The organism is Pseudarthrobacter oxydans (genome assembly GCF_034258515.1).
GTDB lineage: Bacteria > Actinomycetota > Actinomycetes > Actinomycetales > Micrococcaceae > Arthrobacter.
In genome coordinates this window covers 4,087,753-4,106,839 of record NZ_CP139438.1, presented here as the reverse complement: position 1 = coordinate 4,106,839, position 19,087 = coordinate 4,087,753, and the positions used below count along the sequence as shown (strand labels likewise).

General features: G+C 65.9%; 22 protein-coding genes and 1 pseudogene. 2 read left to right on the top strand and 21 right to left on the bottom strand.

Going from position 1 to position 19,087, the window contains the following annotated elements:
- Nucleotides 1-76 precede the first annotated feature (76 nt).
- A complete protein-coding gene (locus SMD14_RS18735; RefSeq protein ID WP_157240533.1) occupies nt 77-427 on the top strand; it encodes a helix-turn-helix transcriptional regulator in 351 nt (116 codons plus the stop codon).
- A 12-nt stretch (nt 428-439) separates the two neighbouring features.
- On the opposite strand, the gene SMD14_RS18730 is transcribed toward SMD14_RS18735, so the two are convergent.
- From SMD14_RS18730 to SMD14_RS18700, 8 genes and pseudogenes are all read right to left on the bottom strand, one after another.
- Nucleotides 440-592 carry a hypothetical protein gene (locus SMD14_RS18730; RefSeq protein WP_157240535.1) on the bottom strand — a complete coding sequence of 51 codons (153 nt, stop codon included), beginning with the start codon at nt 590-592 and terminating at the stop codon, nt 440-442.
- A gap of 11 nt (nt 593-603) precedes the next feature.
- The gene (locus SMD14_RS18725) at nt 604-2,013 is read right to left on the bottom strand and encodes an MBL fold metallo-hydrolase (protein ID WP_321214653.1); all 1,410 of its coding nucleotides are present in this window, start codon (nt 2,011-2,013) and stop codon (nt 604-606) included.
- Nucleotides 2,014-2,172: 159 nt separating this feature from the next.
- Nucleotides 2,173-2,328, bottom strand: a pseudogene (locus tag SMD14_RS20305) (rhodanese-like domain-containing protein); the annotation flags it as partial.
- Entirely contained in the window at nt 2,306-2,668 is a 363-nt protein-coding gene (locus SMD14_RS18720) for a thioredoxin domain-containing protein (RefSeq protein WP_321214652.1), read from the bottom strand. The gene SMD14_RS18720 and the pseudogene SMD14_RS20305, both read right to left, overlap by 23 nt.
- A 57-nt stretch (nt 2,669-2,725) precedes the next feature.
- The gene (locus SMD14_RS18715) at nt 2,726-3,022 is read right to left on the bottom strand and encodes a rhodanese-like domain-containing protein (RefSeq protein WP_321214651.1); all 297 of its coding nucleotides are present in this window, start codon (nt 3,020-3,022) and stop codon (nt 2,726-2,728) included.
- Between the two features lie 30 nt (nt 3,023-3,052).
- The gene (locus SMD14_RS18710; RefSeq protein WP_321214650.1) at nt 3,053-3,394 is read right to left on the bottom strand and encodes a rhodanese-like domain-containing protein; all 342 of its coding nucleotides are present in this window, start codon (nt 3,392-3,394) and stop codon (nt 3,053-3,055) included.
- A 25-nt stretch (nt 3,395-3,419) separates the two neighbouring features.
- Nucleotides 3,420-4,181, bottom strand: coding sequence for a sulfite exporter TauE/SafE family protein (locus SMD14_RS18705; RefSeq protein WP_321214649.1), 762 nt, complete (start codon nt 4,179-4,181; stop codon nt 3,420-3,422).
- Nucleotides 4,178-4,792: a rhodanese-like domain-containing protein gene (locus SMD14_RS18700; protein WP_157240544.1), complete on the bottom strand. Its 615-nt coding sequence runs from the start codon at nt 4,790-4,792 to the stop codon at nt 4,178-4,180. The genes SMD14_RS18705 and SMD14_RS18700 overlap by 4 nt, the downstream gene beginning before the upstream one ends.
- Before the next feature lie 122 nt (nt 4,793-4,914).
- On the opposite strand from SMD14_RS18700, the gene SMD14_RS18695 reads away from it, so the two are divergent.
- Complete coding sequence (locus tag SMD14_RS18695) at nt 4,915-5,172, top strand: metal-sensitive transcriptional regulator (RefSeq protein ID WP_104999301.1); 258 nt, start codon at nt 4,915-4,917, stop codon at nt 5,170-5,172.
- Nucleotides 5,173-5,236: 64 nt separating this feature from the next.
- Here the strand turns inward: SMD14_RS18695 and SMD14_RS18690 are convergent, their stop codons facing one another.
- The 13 genes from SMD14_RS18690 to SMD14_RS18630 all read right to left on the bottom strand — a co-directional run bounded on the left by SMD14_RS18690 (nt 5,237) and on the right by SMD14_RS18630 (nt 18,997).
- Nucleotides 5,237-6,355: an L-idonate 5-dehydrogenase gene (locus SMD14_RS18690; protein WP_321214648.1), complete on the bottom strand. Its 1,119-nt coding sequence runs from the start codon at nt 6,353-6,355 to the stop codon at nt 5,237-5,239.
- Complete coding sequence (locus SMD14_RS18685) at nt 6,355-7,125, bottom strand: SDR family oxidoreductase (protein ID WP_321214647.1); 771 nt, start codon at nt 7,123-7,125, stop codon at nt 6,355-6,357. The genes SMD14_RS18690 and SMD14_RS18685 overlap by 1 nt, the downstream gene beginning before the upstream one ends.
- A complete protein-coding gene (locus tag SMD14_RS18680) occupies nt 7,122-8,105 on the bottom strand; it encodes an NAD(P)-dependent oxidoreductase (protein WP_321214646.1) in 984 nt (327 codons plus the stop codon). Before SMD14_RS18680 ends, SMD14_RS18685 begins: the two co-directional genes overlap by 4 nt.
- Before the next feature lie 91 nt (nt 8,106-8,196).
- Nucleotides 8,197-9,546 (bottom strand): MFS transporter, encoded by a 1,350-nt coding sequence (locus SMD14_RS18675; RefSeq protein ID WP_321214645.1) that lies wholly within the window; start codon nt 9,544-9,546, stop codon nt 8,197-8,199.
- A gap of 151 nt (nt 9,547-9,697) precedes the next feature.
- Nucleotides 9,698-10,498 (bottom strand): IclR family transcriptional regulator, encoded by an 801-nt coding sequence (locus SMD14_RS18670; RefSeq protein ID WP_066279747.1) that lies wholly within the window; start codon nt 10,496-10,498, stop codon nt 9,698-9,700.
- A 119-nt stretch (nt 10,499-10,617) separates the two neighbouring features.
- Nucleotides 10,618-11,355 (bottom strand): fumarylacetoacetate hydrolase family protein, encoded by a 738-nt coding sequence (locus SMD14_RS18665; RefSeq protein WP_157240550.1) that lies wholly within the window; start codon nt 11,353-11,355, stop codon nt 10,618-10,620.
- 35 nt (nt 11,356-11,390) lie between these two features.
- Complete coding sequence (locus SMD14_RS18660) at nt 11,391-12,443, bottom strand: D-2-hydroxyacid dehydrogenase (protein WP_321214644.1); 1,053 nt, start codon at nt 12,441-12,443, stop codon at nt 11,391-11,393.
- A gap of 103 nt (nt 12,444-12,546) precedes the next feature.
- Entirely contained in the window at nt 12,547-13,359 is an 813-nt protein-coding gene (locus tag SMD14_RS18655; RefSeq protein WP_321214643.1) for an HpcH/HpaI aldolase/citrate lyase family protein, read from the bottom strand.
- Nucleotides 13,344-14,129, bottom strand: a complete 786-nt coding sequence (gene hpaH, locus SMD14_RS18650) for a 2-oxo-hept-4-ene-1,7-dioate hydratase (protein WP_321214642.1) — start codon at nt 14,127-14,129, stop codon at nt 13,344-13,346. The genes SMD14_RS18655 and hpaH overlap by 16 nt, the downstream gene beginning before the upstream one ends.
- Nucleotides 14,130-14,132: 3 nt before the next feature.
- The gene (gene hpaD, locus SMD14_RS18645; RefSeq protein WP_157240556.1) at nt 14,133-15,242 is read right to left on the bottom strand and encodes a 3,4-dihydroxyphenylacetate 2,3-dioxygenase; all 1,110 of its coding nucleotides are present in this window, start codon (nt 15,240-15,242) and stop codon (nt 14,133-14,135) included.
- Between the two features lie 29 nt (nt 15,243-15,271).
- Entirely contained in the window at nt 15,272-16,786 is a 1,515-nt protein-coding gene (gene hpaE, locus SMD14_RS18640; RefSeq protein ID WP_321214641.1) for a 5-carboxymethyl-2-hydroxymuconate semialdehyde dehydrogenase, read from the bottom strand.
- A 68-nt stretch (nt 16,787-16,854) separates the two neighbouring features.
- Entirely contained in the window at nt 16,855-17,538 is a 684-nt protein-coding gene (locus tag SMD14_RS18635; protein ID WP_321214640.1) for a GntR family transcriptional regulator, read from the bottom strand.
- Complete coding sequence (locus SMD14_RS18630) at nt 17,531-18,997, bottom strand: fumarylacetoacetate hydrolase family protein (protein ID WP_321214639.1); 1,467 nt, start codon at nt 18,995-18,997, stop codon at nt 17,531-17,533. Before SMD14_RS18630 ends, SMD14_RS18635 begins: the two co-directional genes overlap by 8 nt.
- Nucleotides 18,998-19,087 lie beyond the last annotated feature (90 nt).

The window sequence follows — 19,087 nt, the reverse complement described above, 5'->3', positions numbered from 1 at the left end:
ATAGATTGATGGAAATCGATATGTGAAGTATCCCCAGCTATATCGATGAATGTCAATCTATTGCATAATGGAAGCCATGAACCCGTTGCAGACTCGTGAACCCGCCGTCGACGCTTCCTGCTGCGTCCCGTCGGGGAGGCCGGTGCTCGGCGCGGAAGATGCCCAGCAGAAAGCCCTGGTTTTCAAGGCACTGGCCGATCCCAACCGCCTGCGCCTGCTGTCGATCGTCAAGGCGGAGGAGTCGGGGGAGTCCTGCGTCTGCGACCTCACGGAGCCACTGGACCTTGGCCAGCCCACCGTCTCCCACCACTTGAAGATCCTGGTGGAAGCCGGGATCCTGCACCGGGAAAAGCGCGGGACGTGGGCCTACTACTCGCTGGTCCCGGGGGCCTTGGACGGCGTCGCCGAAATGCTCGCGGCGCTCTAGGTCACCGCCGCCCTAATACCGCCGGTGGTCTGCGCGGCGCATCCGCACGGCCACCGCGATGCCGGACGCTGCGGTGCTCGCGGCGATCGCCGCGAGCAGGGTGGGGCAGACCATCAGCAGGGACTGCGCCAGGTTCTGGCGCAGTCCCAAAGCGATCGCTGTCATTACTGCTTTGCCTAGTTGCTGGACACGGATTCCCGTGCCTGCTTCCAGGCGCTCCAGCCGGCGTAGCTGCCGTCCAGTTCGACGACGTCGTACCCGGCGCGGCGCAGCGCGCTGGCTGCGACCGAGTTGCGCACCCCGCTCTGGCAGTAGGTCACGATGGTGCCGTTGGCGGGAAGTTCATCCAGGTGCCACATAGCGCGGCCTCCGCTGAGCTGGTGCGATCCGGGGATGTGTCCCGCGGTGTGCTCGGTCCTGTTGCGGACGTCCAGGACCATGGCGGCGTCGAAGTCCTCGAGTTCCTCGGGCTGGATGAGCTTCGGGACGGCGGCGGGGAGGCCTTCAAGGCTTGTGACGTAGCCGGCGACGTTGTCGATGCCGACGCGCACCAGGTGGTCCCACATGTCCTGGGCGGTGTCCTGGTCCGGTGCCAGCAGCACCAGCGGGTTCTTGTCGGTTTCCGGGTTGACTACCCAGGCGCCGTAGCTGGCCACTGATTTGCCGGCAGGGACGTTCAGGGAACGTGCCACCGTGCCTTCGTGGACTTCGCTGTTGGGACGGGTGTCAATGAAGGTCAGGGTGTCCTCCGCCAGGCCTGCAGCGACGATGCCGGGTGCGAGTTCGGGCAGCGGTGCGCGTTCTCCCATGACGGCCGGGCCTTCACGGTTTTCGCGCTTCATGCGGCCGAAGTAGGCGTGGGCGTCCGGCTGGCCGTCGAGGAGCTCGTCGATGAAGCCCTGCTCGTCGTTGGCGGCGAGGTAGGGGCCCCACCAGGCGTAGAGGCGTTCGTAGCCCACCGTGGAGGAGGGGATGGCGCCCAGCGCCTTGCCGCAGGCGCTGCCGGCACCGTGGGCAGGGTGGACCTGGACATAGTCCGGCAGGGTCAGGAACTTGTCCCGGAGGCTGGTGAAGAGCTGCTTGGCCCCCATGAAGCGGGTGTCGACGCCGCCCGCGGCCTCGTCGAGCAGATCGGGTCGTCCCAGGTCGCCGGAGAAGACGAAATCCCCGGAGAGCAGGTAGCCCGGCTGGTCGCTGAACGCGCCGTCCGTCACCAGGAAGGAGAGGTGCTCCGGAGTGTGGCCGGGGGTGTGCAGCGCCTTGATGCTGATGTTCCCGAGGGTGATCGTGTCGCCGTCGAACAGCCGCTCGCCGTCGAATTCGTACTGCCAGTCCGGGCCGCCCTCACCGGAGACATAAATGGTTGCGCCGGTGGCGGCGGCCAGTTCACGGGTGCCGGAAAGGTAGTCCGCATGGATGTGGGTTTCGGTGACGGCCACGATCTTCATGCCGTTCTTCCTGGCGAGGTCCTGATACACCGCGATGTCGCGGCGGCCGTCGACAACCACGGCTTCGCCCTTTGCCTGACAACCGATCAGGTAGCTGGCCTGGGCGAGGTCTTCATCGTAAATACGCTCGATAAGCATCTGTTGCTCTCCTTCGTGAAAGCGGTGGAGGGGAAGGTCTAAGGTGGGCTCTGGTATCAATGCTAATACCCCTGGGGGTATACAGCAAGCCTGCTGCTGCCTGTCAGGAATGGCGTGGGGGCAGTCTGCGAGGCGGGCGGGCAGGTCACCCAGCGGGATATTCAGGCTGCCCGGGATGCGGGCGATGGAATACTCCTCCCGGCTCCGGACGTCCACTACCGCGGCGCGGGGCCAGACGCCGGCCAGGCCGTCGGCCGTGATGGTGCGCCACGGTTGCGCCGCTGTCCCCGTTTCAGGCCAGCTGCCGGGCTGCATCCGCGCGGAGCTTGTCCATGTCCAGCTTCCTTACTTCCTGGATGACTTCTTCGAGGCCGGTGGCGTTGAGGGTTCCAGGCTGGGAGAAGACGAGTGTCCTGTCCTTGAAAGCCATCAGGGTGGGGATGGAGGTGATGTTCGCTGCGGCGGCGAGGGACCGTTCGGCTTCGGTGTCCACTTTGGCGAAGGTGATGTCCGGGTGCCGGTCAGCTGCGGCGCCGTAAGTGGGGGCGAACATGCGGCAGGGGCCGCACCATGCCGCCCAGAAGTCAACGAAGACAATGTCGTTGTTCTCCAGGGTCTCGGCGAAGCTCTGTTCCGTGACGTCGATGGTAGCCATGGAATTTCGTGTCCTTTCGGGCTTTTTGTTGTGGCGGTTCTTGGCGGGATGCAGGAGTCAGGTGGTGGGCAGGCCGGCGCGGGTCCAGGCGACCATGCCGCCGGCCATGGTGTCGGCGGTGAAGCCGGCGCCGTTGAGGGCGTCGGCGACGCGGGCTGAACGGTTGCCGCCACGGCAGACCACTATGACGGGGACGGCAGGGTCCAGTTCGGACAGGCGTGCCTGCAGCTGGCCCATGGGGATGTGCAGGGCGCCGGGGATCATGCCTTCCTCGACCTCGAAGTCCTCGCGGACATCAAGGATGCGGGCGGTGGATAGACGCTGTTCGGCGTCGGTGACGGTGATTTCAGCCATGGGATTCTCCTTCAAAATAGTGGGCTGTTGTCAGCGGACGGGTTCGCCGGCCGAGCGCCAGGCGCCCATGCCGCCGCGCAGGGAGTAGGCCTCGTAGCCCTGCGAAGCGAGGAGCCGCGCCGCTGAAGCGGAGCGGACCCCGGACTGGCACATGGCTATCACTGCCCGGTTCTTGTTGATGCCGGGGGTGCCGGCCTGCAGCCGGTCCAGCGGGATGTGCTTCGCCTGGGGTGCGCGTCCGGAGCGCCATTCCTGGGCGGAGCGGACGTCGATCAGCGCGGCGCCCGAGGACAGGAGGTCCTTGGCCTCAGCTACTGAGACGGTTTTGTAGGGCTTGCTGAAGGCTTTTTTCAGGGAGCTGATGAGGCCCATGGGGTTCTCCTTGGGGGGTGGTTTGCTAGGCGGTGACGGTACTTGCGGTGACCCATGCCGCGACTGCGAAGATGAGCACCGCGAAAGAGATGCGGACGTGTTTGTCCTTCAGCCGGCGGGCGAGGCGGGCGGCGATGAGGGAGCCAAGGACCGCCGGCACCGCAAAGCTCAGCAGGCCTGGCCAGTCAATGCTGAATCCTGCAGCGTGGGCACCAAAGCCGGCGGCTGAATTGATCACGATGATGGCAAGGGATGAACCCACGGCTTGCTTCATACGCAGGCCCAGGAGCAGGGTGAGGGCGGGTGTAATCAGGAACCCGCCGCCCACCCCGAGCAGCCCCGTGAGGAATCCGACGAGTACGCCAACCCCCACCGCCTTGGGTGCGCAGGAGCGGAAGGCGCGGCTTGGTCCCGTGCTGCAGGATCCGCCGCCGGATTCCTTGGCCTTCATTAGCATGCGTATCCCCGCTGCCACCATGATGACCGCGAAGGCGAGCATCAGTATGTTCGGATCCAGCAGCCGACCCACCGCTGTCCCGCCCCACGCGGCGGGGACGCCGGCTGCGCCGACAATCAGCACTACGGGCCAGTTGATGCCCTCGCGCAGGCGTGGGATCAGCGCTGCCAAGGATGAAGCGCCAACCACCAGGAGGGAAGTGGGGATGGCCTCGGCGGGGGTCATCCCCACGCCATAGACCAGGGCGGGAACAGCAATGATAGAGCCCCCGCCGCCTACTACACCGAGGACGATCCCGACGAAGAGGCCCAGCGACAGGGCCGTAATCATGCTGCCGGCGTCTGCTCGGTGTTGACGGGGAGGGTCAGAATGGCGCTTTCGCGGGTGGGTTCCTTGGCGGCCTTGTTCCAGGGCATCGCCGAGAGGGCCTGGCCCATGGCGCAGGTGTTGGTGGCCGCCGAAAACGTGAGGCCGGTGCCGATGGCGCCGGCGAGCATGCGGATCTTCGGCGAGACGAACCTGCCGCCGGCCAGGCCCAGGACCACCAGGGAGCCTGCGGCGAGGCGGACCTGGCGCTCCAAGTCCCAGCGGTCCTTGCCCTTGACGACGTCTCCGCCGGCGGCGGCGAAGCCGGGCGCCCCGCCGGTCAGGACGTAGGCGCCGTCGATCCCGGACTTGCCCAGCCGCTGCCGTGCCTGCTCGGCCCGCGCTCCGGACTGGCAGACCAGGACCACGCGGGAGCCCAGGCGGGCGGCGAGCTCATCGGTGTGCTCGGACAGCAGCGGCAGGGGCACGTTGTAGGAACCGCGGATGTGCATGGACTCGAATTCTGCGGCGGAGCGCACGTCGATGACGACGAGGTCCTGGTGCTGTTCGATCCAGGTGCGCAGGGTCTCGGGAGCAAGGGCGGTGACGGCCGGTGCCGTGGAAGGGGAAGTCATTGCTGGCCTCTCGTCGGGGGAAGTTGAATACCCCACCGAGTATTACAGATACCCCCGGGGGTAGTCAAAAACACCCCGAGGGGTATATAGTTGGAGGCAAGAACCCCACCTACGGAGACCTCATGGAACTCGACTCGACTGAACTGGCCCCAGTGGTCAACCGCCTCAAGCGCGCCCAGGGCCAGCTCGCCGCCGTGACGCGGATGCTGGAGGAAGGCAGGGACTGCAAGGACATCGTCACGCAGCTCGCCGCCGTATCGAAGGCGCTGGACAGGGCCGGCTTCGCGATCATCGCCAGCGGCCTGGAGCAGTGCATTGTCCGCGAGGACGCCACCATGGACAGGAAAGAGCTGGAGAAGCTCTTCCTTTCCCTCGCCTAACCAGGCGGTATCAGAGACTCCGCGCCGGGTGCAGGTCCCCCAAACTGCCCCCGGCGCGGTCCCTTTAGCGCGGGCGTGCTGCTTCTGCAGCTCCTGGTCCGGTGGAGAGCGACGCATCAGGATCGAAGTCCAGCAGGACCTTGCCGGACTCGGCCGAGTCCTTGGCCGTTTCAAAAGCTTCGAGACCGCGTTCCAGCGGGAAGACGTGCGTGGTCACCGGGGCCGCGAACAGGGACCCGTCGCCCAGCGCGGCGATGACCTCATCGATCTCGTCGTTGAACCTGAATGATCCCAGCAATTCCAGCTCCCGAGTGATAGCCAGTGAGATCAGTACAGGCTGCGGTCCGGACGGGAGCAAGCCGACCATCACCACTTTGCCGCCACGCACCGCTCCTTTGATGGCCGTCGCCAATCCATAGTGGGAGCCGGAGGACTCGATAACAATGTCTGCCTGGACCGCTGCCAGGGCCTGGGCCTCGCTGGCTTCCAGCACCTCGTCCGCTCCAACTGCCAGTGCAATGTCGAGCGGTTTTCGGTGCAGGTCCGTGGCCACGATGCGGGCCGCACCCGCACGCTTGAGGACGGCGACGGTCAGCGTACCGATAGGGCCGCAGCCCACCACCAGGAACGTCTTGCCCCTGACATCACCGGCGCGGCTCACGGCATGCCACGCCACGCTGGCCGGTTCGATCAGCGCCGCTGCCTTCAGGTCCAGGCCAGGCGGCAGGACCCGCAGCATCCGCGACGGCAGGTTGACGTACCTGCTGAAGGCGCCGTCCGTATGCGGGAACCGTGCGGCACTTCCAAGATAGGTGCAGCCGGGGGACAGGTTGGGCCGGTCTTCGGGATACCTGGCATAGTCCGGACCCTCTCCCGGCCCGGGCGTGGCCGGATGCACGGCGACCGGTGCGCCCTCAGCCGGTCCCGACCCGTCCGCTGCCGCGCGGATGACAGTCCCCACGATCTCGTGGCCAAGCACCATGGGGGCCTTCAGGACCGATTCCCCGGCGGCACCGTGCAGCCAGTAGTGCAGGTCGGAGCCGCAGATCCCGCCGTAGGCAATCTCCACCACGGCCTGGTCGGGCAGGGGTGCCGGGAGCGGAATGCTTTCAATGCGCAGGTCGCCTGCAGCATGGGCGACGACGGCGGGACCCGCCGCCGGCAGTTCGGCAACGGTGCGCATCAGACCACCACCGTCATTCCGCCGTCGATGAAGATTGTTTGTCCATTCACGAAATCTGAACCGCTGGAGGCCAGCCAGACTGCCGGTCCGGCGAGGTCCTGGACGGTGCCCCAGCGGTGCGCGGGGGTCCTCCCAAGGATCCAGGTGTTGAACTGCTCGTCGTCCACCAGGTTCCGGGTCATTTCGGTGTGGATGTAACCAGGGGCGATGGCGTTGATCTGCAGGCCGGAAGCCGCCCATTCCGCCGTCATGGCGCGGGTGAGGTTTCGCAGGCCGCCCTTGGCAGCGATGTAGGGCGCGATGGTGGGCCGTGCAAGGTCGGCCTGGACGGAGCAGATGTTGATGATCTTGCCGCGGCCGCGGGGGATCATGAAGCGGGCGGCCGCCCGGCCCACGAGGAAAGCGCTGGTGAGGTCAGTGGTGATGACCCTTTCCCAGTCTTCGACGTCCAGGTCAACCATGGCGACGCGGTGTTGGATCCCGGCATTGTTGACCAGGATCTCCAGCGGACCCACATTCTCCTCTACCCACGCCACGGCACGGGCCACTTCCGCGTCCTTGGTAACGTCGAAGGCGCAGCTGTGGATACGGCCTGGCGGGAAATCGGCGGACATGGAGGTTTCTGCAGCCTTGAGGCGGTCCGCATCCATCCCGTTCAACACCACCGTTGCACCGGCATCCGCCAGGGCACGGGCAAGGGCGTTGCCTATTCCCCGGCTGGAGCCGGTAATTAGCGCCGCACGCCCGGTCAGGTCGAAAAGTGAAGTCATCGTGCAGTCTCCTTGGCCGCTTCGGTCCCGCTGTGGGAAGCGTCTGTGGTGCTGAGGTTCGCAATGGCCTTACGCACCACGGCCAGGTCGAGGTCCCCCAGGCCTTGCGCGAGCAACTGCGCGTAGAGTTCGGTCCCGGCGGACGCCATCGGCGCAGCGGCACCGACGCTTCGTGCACTCTCCACGACAAAAGACAGGTCCTTGTGCATGAACTTAGCCGGTCCTGTGGGCGTGTAGTCCTTTGCTGCCAGGCGGGGACCTACGAGTTCCAGCACCCGGCTTGCAGCGAGCCCGCCGGAGAGCACCTCGAAGAGGGCCGTGACCTCCAGACCGGAGCGTTCCGCAAGCTCGGCTGCTTCGGCGAGGGCCGCCGTCGTGGTGCCGACAACCAGCTGGTTGCATGCTTTGGCCAAGGAGCCCGCCCCGAGCCCGCCGAGCCGCCGGACTGTTGCGCCCATGGCCTGCAGTGCCGGCCGGACCCGCGCGAAGTCCTCTTCCGAGCCGCCTGCCATGATGGCGAGGTCTCCTTGCTTTGCGCCGTGTGTACCGCCGCTGACGGGCGCATCCAGCACTGTGGCGTTCCCGCCGCTTGCCTCGATAACCGCCCGGCCGAAGTCTCTGACGCCCACGGGTGAAACGCTGCTCATGACCACAACGACCGTTCCCGGTTCAGGCGGCGAGGTCCGCCATGCGTCGAGGAGCCCTCCTGCGGCATCTTCAATGAAGGAGAGGTTGGGAAGCATAAAAATGATGACCGGTTCGTCCCTTAGGTCCGCCACCGTGGCGGCACCCCTCCCGCCCAGCCCCAGCAGGCCTTCAACAGCGGCGGGGGAGCGGTTCCATCCCGTGACGGACCATCCAGCCCGCAACAGATTGGCGGCCATGGGTGCGCCCATCAGCCCCAACCCGACAAACCCTGCACGCGGACGGGTTTGATCGACGCCGGAGGGTGGAGCGGCGGAGGTGGTGGCGTTGTTCATGTTCAACCTTTTGGGGACCGGAGGGGCTTGGGGTGCTGACGAACCCGGGGGGCGGCCCCCGCTAGGGGCCGCCCCCAAGGATCAGGGACTACTACCTGGCGTCCTCAACGAGCACCAGGTCGCGGCCGTTGGTTTCGGGAGTAAAGAACGTGGTGACAAAGGAGATTGCGGCCAGGACCAGTGAGTACAGCGCGGGAACCAGCCAGGAGTGGTTGGTTGCAGCGAGCAGCGCAACGCCGATCATGGGTGCGAACCCGCCGGCGAGGACTGCCGAGAGTTCCCGGCTGAGGGCCACGCCGGTGAACCGGTGCTGGGAGCCGAAGAGTTCAGGCAGCAGGGCGCATTGCGGACCCAGCATGGACTGCACGCCCAGGGCGATGCCCACCGCCATCACTGCCCAAACCAGGGTGACGTTGCCCAGCGTGACCAGGTAGAACGCGGGCAGTGCAATGAGGGCCTGGAATAGTGCCCCGTAGCGGTACACGGGAACCCGGCCGAACCGGTCGGACAGGGCGCCGAAGGTGACCACCATGACTGCTGCGCAGCCGGCGGCGATCAGCAATCCTGTTGGACCAATGAACTTGTCGCCCGGGAATACGCCGGCTGGAAGGCTGATGAATGAGACCAGAAGCGCGGAGTAAACCGACGAGTTGCCGTTTTCACCCATGCGCAGGCCGATTCCGACGAGCACGTTCTTCTTGGAGTGCTTCCAGATTTGACCCACCGGATTCTTGACCACCGCTTTGTGCTTCTCCAGCTCCTGGAAGACCGGTGTTTCCTTCAGTCGGAGCCGGATAAAGACAGCTATAACAATAAGAATGACGCTGGCCAGGAAGGGTACCCGCCACAGCCAGCCCAGCAGGACATCCCGGTCCGCGAGGGCCATCAGGGCGAACGTGCCCGCTCCGAGCAGGGTGCCCAGCTGGATGCCCACGAAGGGCAGGGAGGCAAAGAACCCGCGGCGGCTTCGCGGAGCCACCTCGGAAATCAGCGTGGTTGCCCCGGCCTGCTCGGCGCCGGCGCCAAGGCCTTGGAGGATGCGGAGGGCGACCAGCAGGACGGCACCGAGCATTCCTGCCTGTTCAAAGGTGGGCAGGAGGCCGATGGCGAAGCTTGCCATTCCCATCAGGCCGATGGTGAGGATCAGCACCATCTTCCGGCCGAAGCGGTCTCCGATGTAGCCAAAGACCACCCCGCCGAAGGGCCTTGCGGCAAAGCCGACGCCGTACGTGGCAAACGAGGCGATGACTGCGCCGCTTTCACCCAAGGGGGAAAAGAACAGCGGACCAAAGATCAGTGCTGACGCGAGGCCATAAATGTAAAAGTCGTAGTACTCGAGGGCTGACCCTACGGAGCTGGCAAGCGTTGCCCTTCGCAGCTGCCCCGGTTCGACCACATGGCCGTTCCTGTCAGTCTGCGGTGATTTAGTACGAGTTGTCACAGTAACTCCCTTAAACGCACTCCAGACCCTCGTTGGCCTGGTGGGATAGCAACGACACCTGTTGCGTCGATCACTATGCTGAACACAATACAGCAAGTTGAACAGACGGCAAGGGTGAATGCGTTTGTGAAGGAAGCGGCGGTGGCGGCGGTTACCCCATGGGGTTGCCCAGGGAATGGGCGAGTTCCTGGAGTTCCTTGACCATCTGGGCACCCTGCTCAGGCGTGTACGTGGCCTTGAGTGCTGTCACTGACAGGCCGAGGCTGGGACCGTGGGCTCCGCGGGTGGGCACGGCAACGGCCAGGCAGACCACGCCGGTGGTGGATTCCTCGTCCTCAAAGGCGTAGCCCTGTTCGCGGATGGTCTGCAGCTGTGCCTTGAATTCGGCTCCCGTGCGCAGCGACTTCGGCGTCAGCACGGGCAGTTCCGCGTCATCGGGGAAGAGTTCCTCGATGTCATGGTCATGCAGCCGCGCTATCAGTGCCTTGCCCACTGCGCAGAGCGAGACTGGCATTTTGTCGCCGATATTCGACGTCAGTCGTACGGCGGGGTGGCCCTCGTAGCGCGCTAGGTAGATAACGTTCAAGCCGTCGAGCATCGCGATGCGAACGGTCTCGCCGGAGAGTACCGGGGCCTGCTCGCAGTAGCGGTAGAACTCCTGCACCTCATCCAAGCGGCCAAGGTATGCCGCGCCGAGTTCAACCAGCTTGCGGCCAAGGGTGAACTCACTGCCCTGGCGGTTGATAAGCCTGGCTTCCTCCAGTGCCAGCAGCAGGTTCGACGTGGATGATTTGGGGATGCCTACTTCCCGCGAGAGGTCGCTGAGGGTGAGGCGGCCTGTGGCGGAGGAGGCCAGTGCATCCAGGACGGCTGCCGCCCGCGTGACGGCGGGGGCGGGTGAGGCGTTGCCCTGGTTGTCTGGTTGAGGGCCGGAGTTGCGGGAATCGGCCATGATTCTCCTTCGGGTTGCCGCGGCAGGACGAACTGGTGTTCATTTGACTGAACACCATCCATCATAGGGGCGCGCGTCATCGCGTCCCATGCCATGCGTGCTCCGGAAGGCGGGGGAACTCAGGCGACCTTGTTTGTAAGGGTGCCGATTCCCTCGATCACGATGTCCACTTGATCGCCCGGCAGGACTGCCACTGCGGTCCCGGGAGCCCCTGTCATAAGCACGTCGCCGGGTTCCAGCGTCAGCCAGGAAGTTACGTAGACGAGGCACTCCACCACTGAGGAGGGCAGGTTGGACGTCCCGGAGTTCGCCTGGGCCACTCCGTTGACGATGACGTCGATTCCCACAAGGTCCGGATCCGGGATGTCGGTTTCGATCCACGGGCCAAGGGGCGTGTAGTTCACGCCGGCCTTGCCCTGGAAGTTCCGTTCATCCACCAGGCCCTGGTCCACGTTGGTCACGTCATTGACGCACGTATAGCCGAGGACATGCTCCAAGGCGTTGCCGGGCGTCAGCTCCTTCGCTTGTTTCCCGATGACCACTGCGAGTTCGCCTTCCACGTTGACCGTGCCGCGGTCCCGGACGGCGACCACCGGATCGCCGGGATTGGCGAGGGTGTGCACAGACTTATGCCAGGCCTGGATGGGCAGCGGATGGTCGTTCAGCGTCCGGTTGTGTCCGATGCCGAGCACCACAGCCGGCCGGACCGGGGCGAGGAACACGGCATCTGCGCCGGAGGTGGTGTGCCCTGTGTAGCTGAAGGGTTCCTCGAACGGATCAACAATGTGGTGCCACATCCCGCTCCGCTCCACGGCGTGCCGGGCTCCCTCTGCCGTCTTGATTCTTGCGATGCGCATGGATTTCTCCTGACCGTGCTTCGAGCCGGGGGGGCTTAGTAGAAGTGGACCGTGTCCACGAGGTGGGGGAGGTCGCCGCCGTCGAGGAAGGTCCGCAGGTTGCTGCAGAAGCGCTCGGTGATGAGGCGGTTCTCGGCGGCACTGAGGGCGGATGTGTGCGGGGAGACCATGACCCTGGGGTGCTCCCAGAGGGGGCTGTCCTCCGGAAGGGGCTCGACGGCGAAGACGTCCAGGCAGGCGTAGCCGACCTGGCCGTTGTTGAGGGCTTCCAGCAGGGCCTCTTCGTCGACGACGGTGCCCCGGCCCACGTTGATGAAGACCGTCCCGGGCTTCATGGCGGCGAACGTTTCATGGTTGTAAAGCTTCTCCGTGAAGGCGGTGCCGGGCAGCGTGTTCACTACTGCATCGGCCGTGGCCAGCAGGGCCGGAAGGCCGGCGTTGTCCACCACCTGCTCGATGCCGTCGATGTGTTCCACGGACCGTTTGGTTCCGCTGACCTTCATCCCCAACGCCCTGGCGATCCTTGCGGTCTCCAGCCCGATTTCGCCCAGCCCGGTGACCACCAATGTGGAGCCGTTGACCAGGCGGGTGGGGATCCGCAGTTCAGGCCATGTTTTGGCGGCCTGGTCCTGGGCCAGTTCTGCGCTCCGTTTGAAGCCGTTGAGGATTCCGAGCGCCGCGAACTCGGCGAGGGGCAGGGCGTGGACGCCGGCCGATGTGGTGATCTTGAACTTTTGCAGGATGTCCTGGTCCAGTCCGGAGGCCTTGGCGGCTCCGCCCGCCCCTGCGGCCATTGCGTGGATCCACTGCAGGCGCGGATTCTCGCGGGCTATGCGGGCGAGGCCGGCGGGGCTTTCGTTGGGGAAGCCGTAAAGCACCTGTGCGCTGTTGAGCATGGCCCAGTAGCGCTCTTCTTGGGCTGGAGTGCGCTTGAAGGCCGGGTCGCCGGAGTGGTCGGCCGGGTAACGCTCGGGTGGCAGGAGCTCGGGCTCGTAGAGGACGGTAACTGACGGATCGACGGCGCGGATCTGCTCCACCAGCTCTGCTTCGAGCGGTACAGCAAACGCAAGGGTGATTGTGGAGGTCATTCGTTCACTATACTGGCTTATGGCTAATATGCTGAACAGATGGCCTGCTGGCTGTCTTCACCTCTGCGAGGCGCCACGCGAGGCAGGTGAATGCGGGACGACGTCAGTAGCTGGCGGTGTTGTCGCCATCGGCAGCCTCCGCCGCCTGGATGTACTGCGCTGCCAAGGCTTCGGAGCCCCTTGCCAGGAGGGCGACGTCGGCGCCCACCAGGATGAAGTTGGCACCCTGGTCGAGGTAGTGGCGGGCGGTGTCCGGGTTGAAGGCGTTAACGCCCGCGGGTTTCCCGGCGGCTTTGGCGGCAGCGAGGCAGTGTTCGACGGCGGCGCGCACCTCGGGGTGTTCCTGCTGTCCCAGCAGGCCCATGGAGGCGGCGAGGTCGGACGGGCCCACGAAGATGGCGTCGACGCCGTCGACCGCCAGGATGTTTTCCACGACGGCTACCGCGGCTTCGGATTCGATCTGTACGGTGACGCTGATGGTCTCGTTGGCCCGGGCGAGGTAGTCCGGGACCCGGTTCCAGCGTGCCGCGCGGGCCAGGGCCGAGCCGACCCCGCGGACGCCCTGCGGCGGGTAGCGGGTTGCGGCCACGGCGGCTTCCGCCTCAGCGGCTGAGTTGACCATGGGGATGAGCAGGTTCTGCACGCCCAGGTCCAGGTACTGCTTAATGAGCACGGTGTCGTTGGCGGGCGGGCGGACCATGGTGTGGGCGGGGTAGCCGTGGATGGCCTGGAGCTGGGCGAGGATGGATTCGAGGCTGTTGGGGCTGTGCTCTGCGTCCACCAGGAGCCAGTCCAGCCCGGATCCGGCGCACAACTCGGCGACCAGGGGGCTTCCGGAACAGACCCACATCCCGGCCAGCGGCCGGTCCGCCCCCGCGAGGGCGTCGCGGAAGGTGTCCTCTATTCGAAGCGGCATGTGACACTCCCCAGGGGTCCGTAGTCGGCGTGGACGGTATCTCCCTTGTACACCCAGAGCGGGCGGGTGAAGGAGCCGGCGAGGATGATGTCGCCGGCTTTCAGTGAGTCGCCGTGGGCGGCGATCTTGTTGGCCAGCCAGTGGACGCCGTTGGCCGGGTGGTCCAGGACCCCGGCGGCGACTCCGGTCTCTTCAACGGTCTGGTTCTTGTAGAGGATGGCGGAGACCCAGCGGAGGTCCACGGCGTCGGGCTTAACGGGCCGGCCGCCGATCACCATGGCGCCCATCGCCGCGTTGTCCGAGATGGTGTCCACGATGGTCCTGCCTTCCATCTCGATCCGGGAATCCAGGATCTCCAGGGCCGGGACAACGTAGTCGGTGGCTTTCAGGACGTCGAAGATGGTGCAGCCCGGGCCTTTCAGCCCGTCTTTCAGGACGAAGGCCAGCTCCACCTCCACCCGCGGGTGGGTGTACTGGTCCCAGTCCACGGAGCAGCCGGTTTCCAGCACCATGTCATCGAAGATGGCGCCGTAGTCCGGTTCGGTGATGCCGGTGGCGGCCTGCATGGCCTTGGACGTGAGGCCGATCTTGCGCCCCACCAGGGTCCGTCCGGCTTCCTCGTTCCGCCGCCGCCACAACAGCTGCACGGCGTAGGAGTCCTCCACCGTCATGTCCGGGTAGCGTGCGGTCAGGCGCGGCACAGGTTTCCGGTTACGGCCCGCCTCGACCAGTTCGTCCGCGATGGCCTCGATCGTCCTGTCATCCAGCATGATCTAGACCTGCGCCCCCAGCTTGAAGCCGGTCTTCTGTTCAGTGGCACCGGCGCCTTCTCCTTCTGTTTTCCGCGTGTAGGAGAAACCGTCGGCGCCCACCGTGACCGCCATCTCGGACTTTTCCTCGCGCTCGATGACCGGCTGCGGGTTGCCGTCCAGGTCCAGGACCAGGGAGGCTTCGGTGTACCAGGAGGGGACAACGGGGTTGCCCCACCAGTCGCGGCGCTGGTTGTCGTGGACGTCCCAGGTGATGGTGGGGTTGTCCGGATCGCCGGTGTAGTAGTCCTGGGTGTAGATCTCCACACGGTGGCCGTCCGGGTCCAGGATGTAGAGGTAGAAGGCGTTGGACACGCCGTGCCGGCCGGGGCCGCGTTCGATCCGGTCGCTGATGCGCAGGGCGCCCATCTTGTCGCAGATCTGGATGATGTTGTGCTTCTCGTGCGTGGCAAAGGCAATGTGGTGCATCCGCGGCCCGTTGCCGCCGGTGAGCGCGGTGTCGTGGACGGTCTGCTTGCGGTGCATCCATGCGGCGTACGTGACGCCGTCGGAATCCTGGATGTCCTCCGAGACGCGGAAGCCGAGGTCCTCGAGGTATTTGCGGCCGCGCGGGACGTCGGGGGTGACCTGGTTGAAGTGGTCCAGGCGGACCAGCTCACCGGCGGAGTAGAGGTCGTAGCGCTGGGTAAGGCGCTCCACGTGCTCCACGTCGTAGAAGAACTCGTACGGGAAGCCCAGCGGGTCTTCGACGCGGACGGAGTCTCCGATGCCCTTGGTGAAGCCTTCCTTGCGGCGTTCAACCCGGCAGCCCAACTCGCGGTAGTACGCCTCTGCGGCGTCCACTTCGGCGGGGGACTTCACCCGGTAGGCGAAGGCGGCCACGGCGGCGACGGGTCCCTTGCGCAGCACCAGGTTGTGGTGGATGAACTCCTCCAGGGTGCGCAGGTAGATGGCGTTCTCGTCTTCTTCGGTGACGTGCAGGCCGAGCATGTCCACGTAGAACGCGCGGGATTTGGCGAGGTCGGTGACCACGATTTCCATGTAGGCGCAGCGGACGATGTCCGGAGCCGGGACAGTGGGGGTGGGGATGGGGCCGGTGAACGGGTTGCTCATGGTGGTCTCTCTTCTTTGAAAGGGGTTGGCTAGGCGCCGAATTTGGGGGTGTGGACGGTGCCGAGGGTGATGTGGACGGCCTGCTGGTCGGTGTAGAAGTCGATGGAGCGGTAGCCGCCCTCGTGGCCCAGCCCCGAGGCCTTGACGCCGCCGAACGGGGTGCGCAGGTCGCGGACGTTGTGGCTGTTCAGCCAGACCATGCCGGCCTCGACGTTCTGCGAGAAGTTGTGGGCGCGGGTGAGGTTCTGCGTCCAGATGTAGGCCGCGAGGCCGTACTTGGTGTTGTTCGCCAGGGCGAGGGCTTCGTCGTCGTTCTCGAACGGGGTGATGGCGACGACGGGGCCGAAGATTTCCTCCTGGAAGATCCGGGCGTCGGGGGCGACGTCGGCAAACACCGTAGGTGCGATGTAGTTGCCGTCGGGGAGTCCTTCGGGCCGCCCGCCGCCGGCCAGGAGCCGGCCTTCGGACTTGCCGATCTCCACGTAGGAGGCCACCTTTTCGTAGTGTTCGGGGTGGACCAGGGCGCCGACCTCGGTCTTGGGGTCATGCGGGTCGCCGACGACGATGTTCTTTGCGCGTGCGGCGTACTTTTCGCAGAACTCGTCGTAGATGGCGCGTTCCACGAGGATCCGGGAGCCGGCGGTGCAGCGCTCGCCGTTGAGGGAGAAGACGCCGAACAGGGCCGAGTCGATGGCGGCGTCAAGGTCGGCGTCGGCGAAGACCACGCAGGGTGACTTGCCGCCGAGTTCCATGGACAGGCCCTTGAGGTTGGCGGCGGCGTTGCGGAAGATGGTCTGGCCGGTGGTGGTCTCGCCGGTGAAGGAGATCAGCGGGACGTCCGGGTGCTTCACGAGGGCGTCCCCGGCTTCCTCGCCGAGGCCGTTGACCAAGTTGAACACCCCGTCAGGGAGGCCGGCGTCCTTGAAGATGGTGGCCCACAGCGAGGCGGAGAGCGGGGTGAACTCGGCCGGCTTGAGGACCACGGTGTTGCCGGTGGCCAGGGCCGGGGCGAGCTTCCAGGACTCCAGCATGAACGGGGTGTTCCACGGGGTGATGAGGCCCGCGACGCCGATCGGCTTGCGGTTCACGTAGTTGATCTGTGAGCCGGGGACCTTCATGGCGTCGTCGAACTGTGCCACGATCAGGTCGGCGAAGAAGCGGAAGTTCTCCGCCGCGCGGAGGGCCTGGCCCTTGGCCTGGGTGATGGGCAGGCCGGTATCAAACGTCTCGAGCTCGGCGAGCCGGGCTTCCTGAGCCTCGACGGCGTCCGCGATTTTGTTCAGGACGCGGGCGCGTTCTCGGGGCTTCATCTTCGGCCACGGGCCGTTGGTGAACGCTTCCCGGGCGGCGGCGACGGCGAGGTCGATGTCCTCCTTCTGGCCTGCGGCGGCGGTGGCGTAGTTCCGGTTGGATACCGGGTCCAGGACATCGAAGGTCTTGCCGGAGACGGAGTCGACGAACTGGCCGTTGATGTAGTGCTGGATGTGGTTGGGAAGGTCCTGCGGCACGTAGTGGGTGGCGGACTGTTCTGCAGTGAACGTCATTGTTGTTTCCTTCGTGATAGTTCAACGCGGGGTCACTTCTGGGCCGATTGGGGCCGTTTATTGGGCGTTTAGTGACCCCGCGTTGCTGGTTGCGGGGTGCTCTGGGCGAGGTAGGCGTCCAGGGTGGCGGAGCGGTGCAGGCGGGCGGCCTTCTCGATGGAATCGGCGTCTGCTCCGGATTCGATGAGCTGCAGCAGCCCTTCGTGCTCCTCCACCGATTCGCGGGCACGGCCCGGGACAAAGCGGAACGTGGAGGACCGCAAAGCTGCCAGCCGGTTCCAGCCGCGGTGGACCAGGTCCAGGATGTGCGGGTTGGGGCAGCGCTCGAACAGGATGCTGTGGAAGTCCTGGTTGAGCCGGGTGAAGCGGACGGGGTCAAAATGCTGGAGGCACTCGCGCATCTCCTCATTCACGGCGCGGGCCCGGGCAATCGCCGCGGCATCGACCAGCGGAGCAGACAGCGCGGTGGCGGCACCTTCCACGATGCTCAGGGTCTGCATGGTGTAGAGGTACTCGGTGGGGTCGATCCCGGCCACGGTGGCGCCCACGTTGCGTTCGAACTTCACCAGTCCTTCGGCCTCGAGCCGGCGGATGGCTTCCCGGACCGGGACCACACTGAACCCGAGGTCCTTGGCGATGCTGCCGAGCACCAGCCGGTACCCGGGGGTGTAGGTTCCTTCCACAATCCGGGCCTTCACTGCGTCGTAGGCCTGTTGCGACTTGCTGCCCGCGGCCAATACTGCCTCAGTCATTGCTCTTGCCCGCTTTCCAGTCCTCGTACCGTGCCTGCCACTCGGCGTTCATGGGGTAGAGGCCGTCAACGCTGTTGCCCTGCTTCACCATCTCGAAGATGAAGGCTTCTTCCTGTTCCTGCCGAATGCAGTCCTCGACGAGTTCCCCGGCGATGGCCGGCGGGATCACCAGGATGCCGTCCGAGTCGGCCACGATGATGTCGCCGGGCTGCACCGTCGTACCGCCGCAGGCGATGGTGATGTCCGTGTCCCACGGAACGTGGCGGCGTCCCAGCACCGCGGGGTGCGGGTTGGCGAAGTAGGTGGGCATCTCCAGTCCGGCCACGGCGGCGTAGTCCCGGACGCCGCCGTCCGTGATGATCGCCGCGGCGCCGCGGACCTGGGCGCGCAGGGCCAGGATGTCACCCACCGTCCCGGTGCCTTTCTCGCCGCGGGCCTCCATCACCAGGATTTCGCCCTCGTTCACGGAATCGATGGCGCGCTTCTGGGCGTTGAAGCCGCCGCCGTGGGACTTGAACAGGTCCTCCCGGTTGGGGACGTAGCGCAGGGTCCGGGCCAGCCCGACGACGCGGCGGTCCGGGCGCGTGGCCTGCAGCCCGTCGATGCTGACGTTATTAAGGCCGCGTTTGCGCAGCTGCGAGGACAGCGTGGCCGTGGCGACGCTCTCGAGTTTGGCTTTCAGTACCGGGGTGAGGACGCTGGCAGGAGCAGGAAGGCCGGCAGCTTCGCGCGAACCCCACGCTTCCTCCCGCTGCACGTCGTCAACCTTGGGGCCGGCACCAAAGTCAGCGAACGGCGTCGTGCCTTCCTCCACCCTGGTGACCAGGCGGCCGGTGGTGGGGCTGCCATCAAGCGTGCCCACCTCCACCTCCAGCACGTCTCCGGGCCTGGCCACGGAGGCGCCGGCGGGGGTGCCGGTGAGGATGATGTCCCCTTCCTCGAGGGTGAGCAGCTGGGAGAGGTCGGCGACCAGGCGGGCGAACGGGAAAAGCAGGTCCTCCGTGGTGTCGTCCTGGACGAGCTGGCCGTTGTGCCAGGTGCGGATGCGCAGGCGGGAGGGGTCGACGGCGTCTGCCGGGATCAGTGCGGGGCCCACGGGAGTGAAGCCGTCGCCGCCCTTGGACCGCAGGTTCGAGCCTTTGTCCGCCCAGCGCAGGTCATACACGCCCAGGTCGTTGCTCGCGGTAACGGCGGCGACGTGGCTCCACGCGTCCTCGAGCCCGACGCGGCGGGCGGCCTTGCCGATGACCAGGGCAATCTCCCCCTCATAGCCGAGGAGCTCGCAGCCGGCAGGCCGTTCCACCGCGCTGCCGCTCAGCGAGAGCGACGACGACGGCTTGAGGAAGTACGACGGCTGGGCCGGCGTGCGTCCCCGCTGCGCGGCCCGGCTGGGGTAGTTGATGTGCACCGCGATGACCTTGCGTGCCGCTGCAAGGGTGTCCCCGTTGACCTGCTCCAAACCGTCTCCTCATCGAGTACAAAATCGTATACGATCACTATCGCGCTCGCGTCGGCGTTCGTCAACCCCTTTTCTCGAGGGAATCCCGGT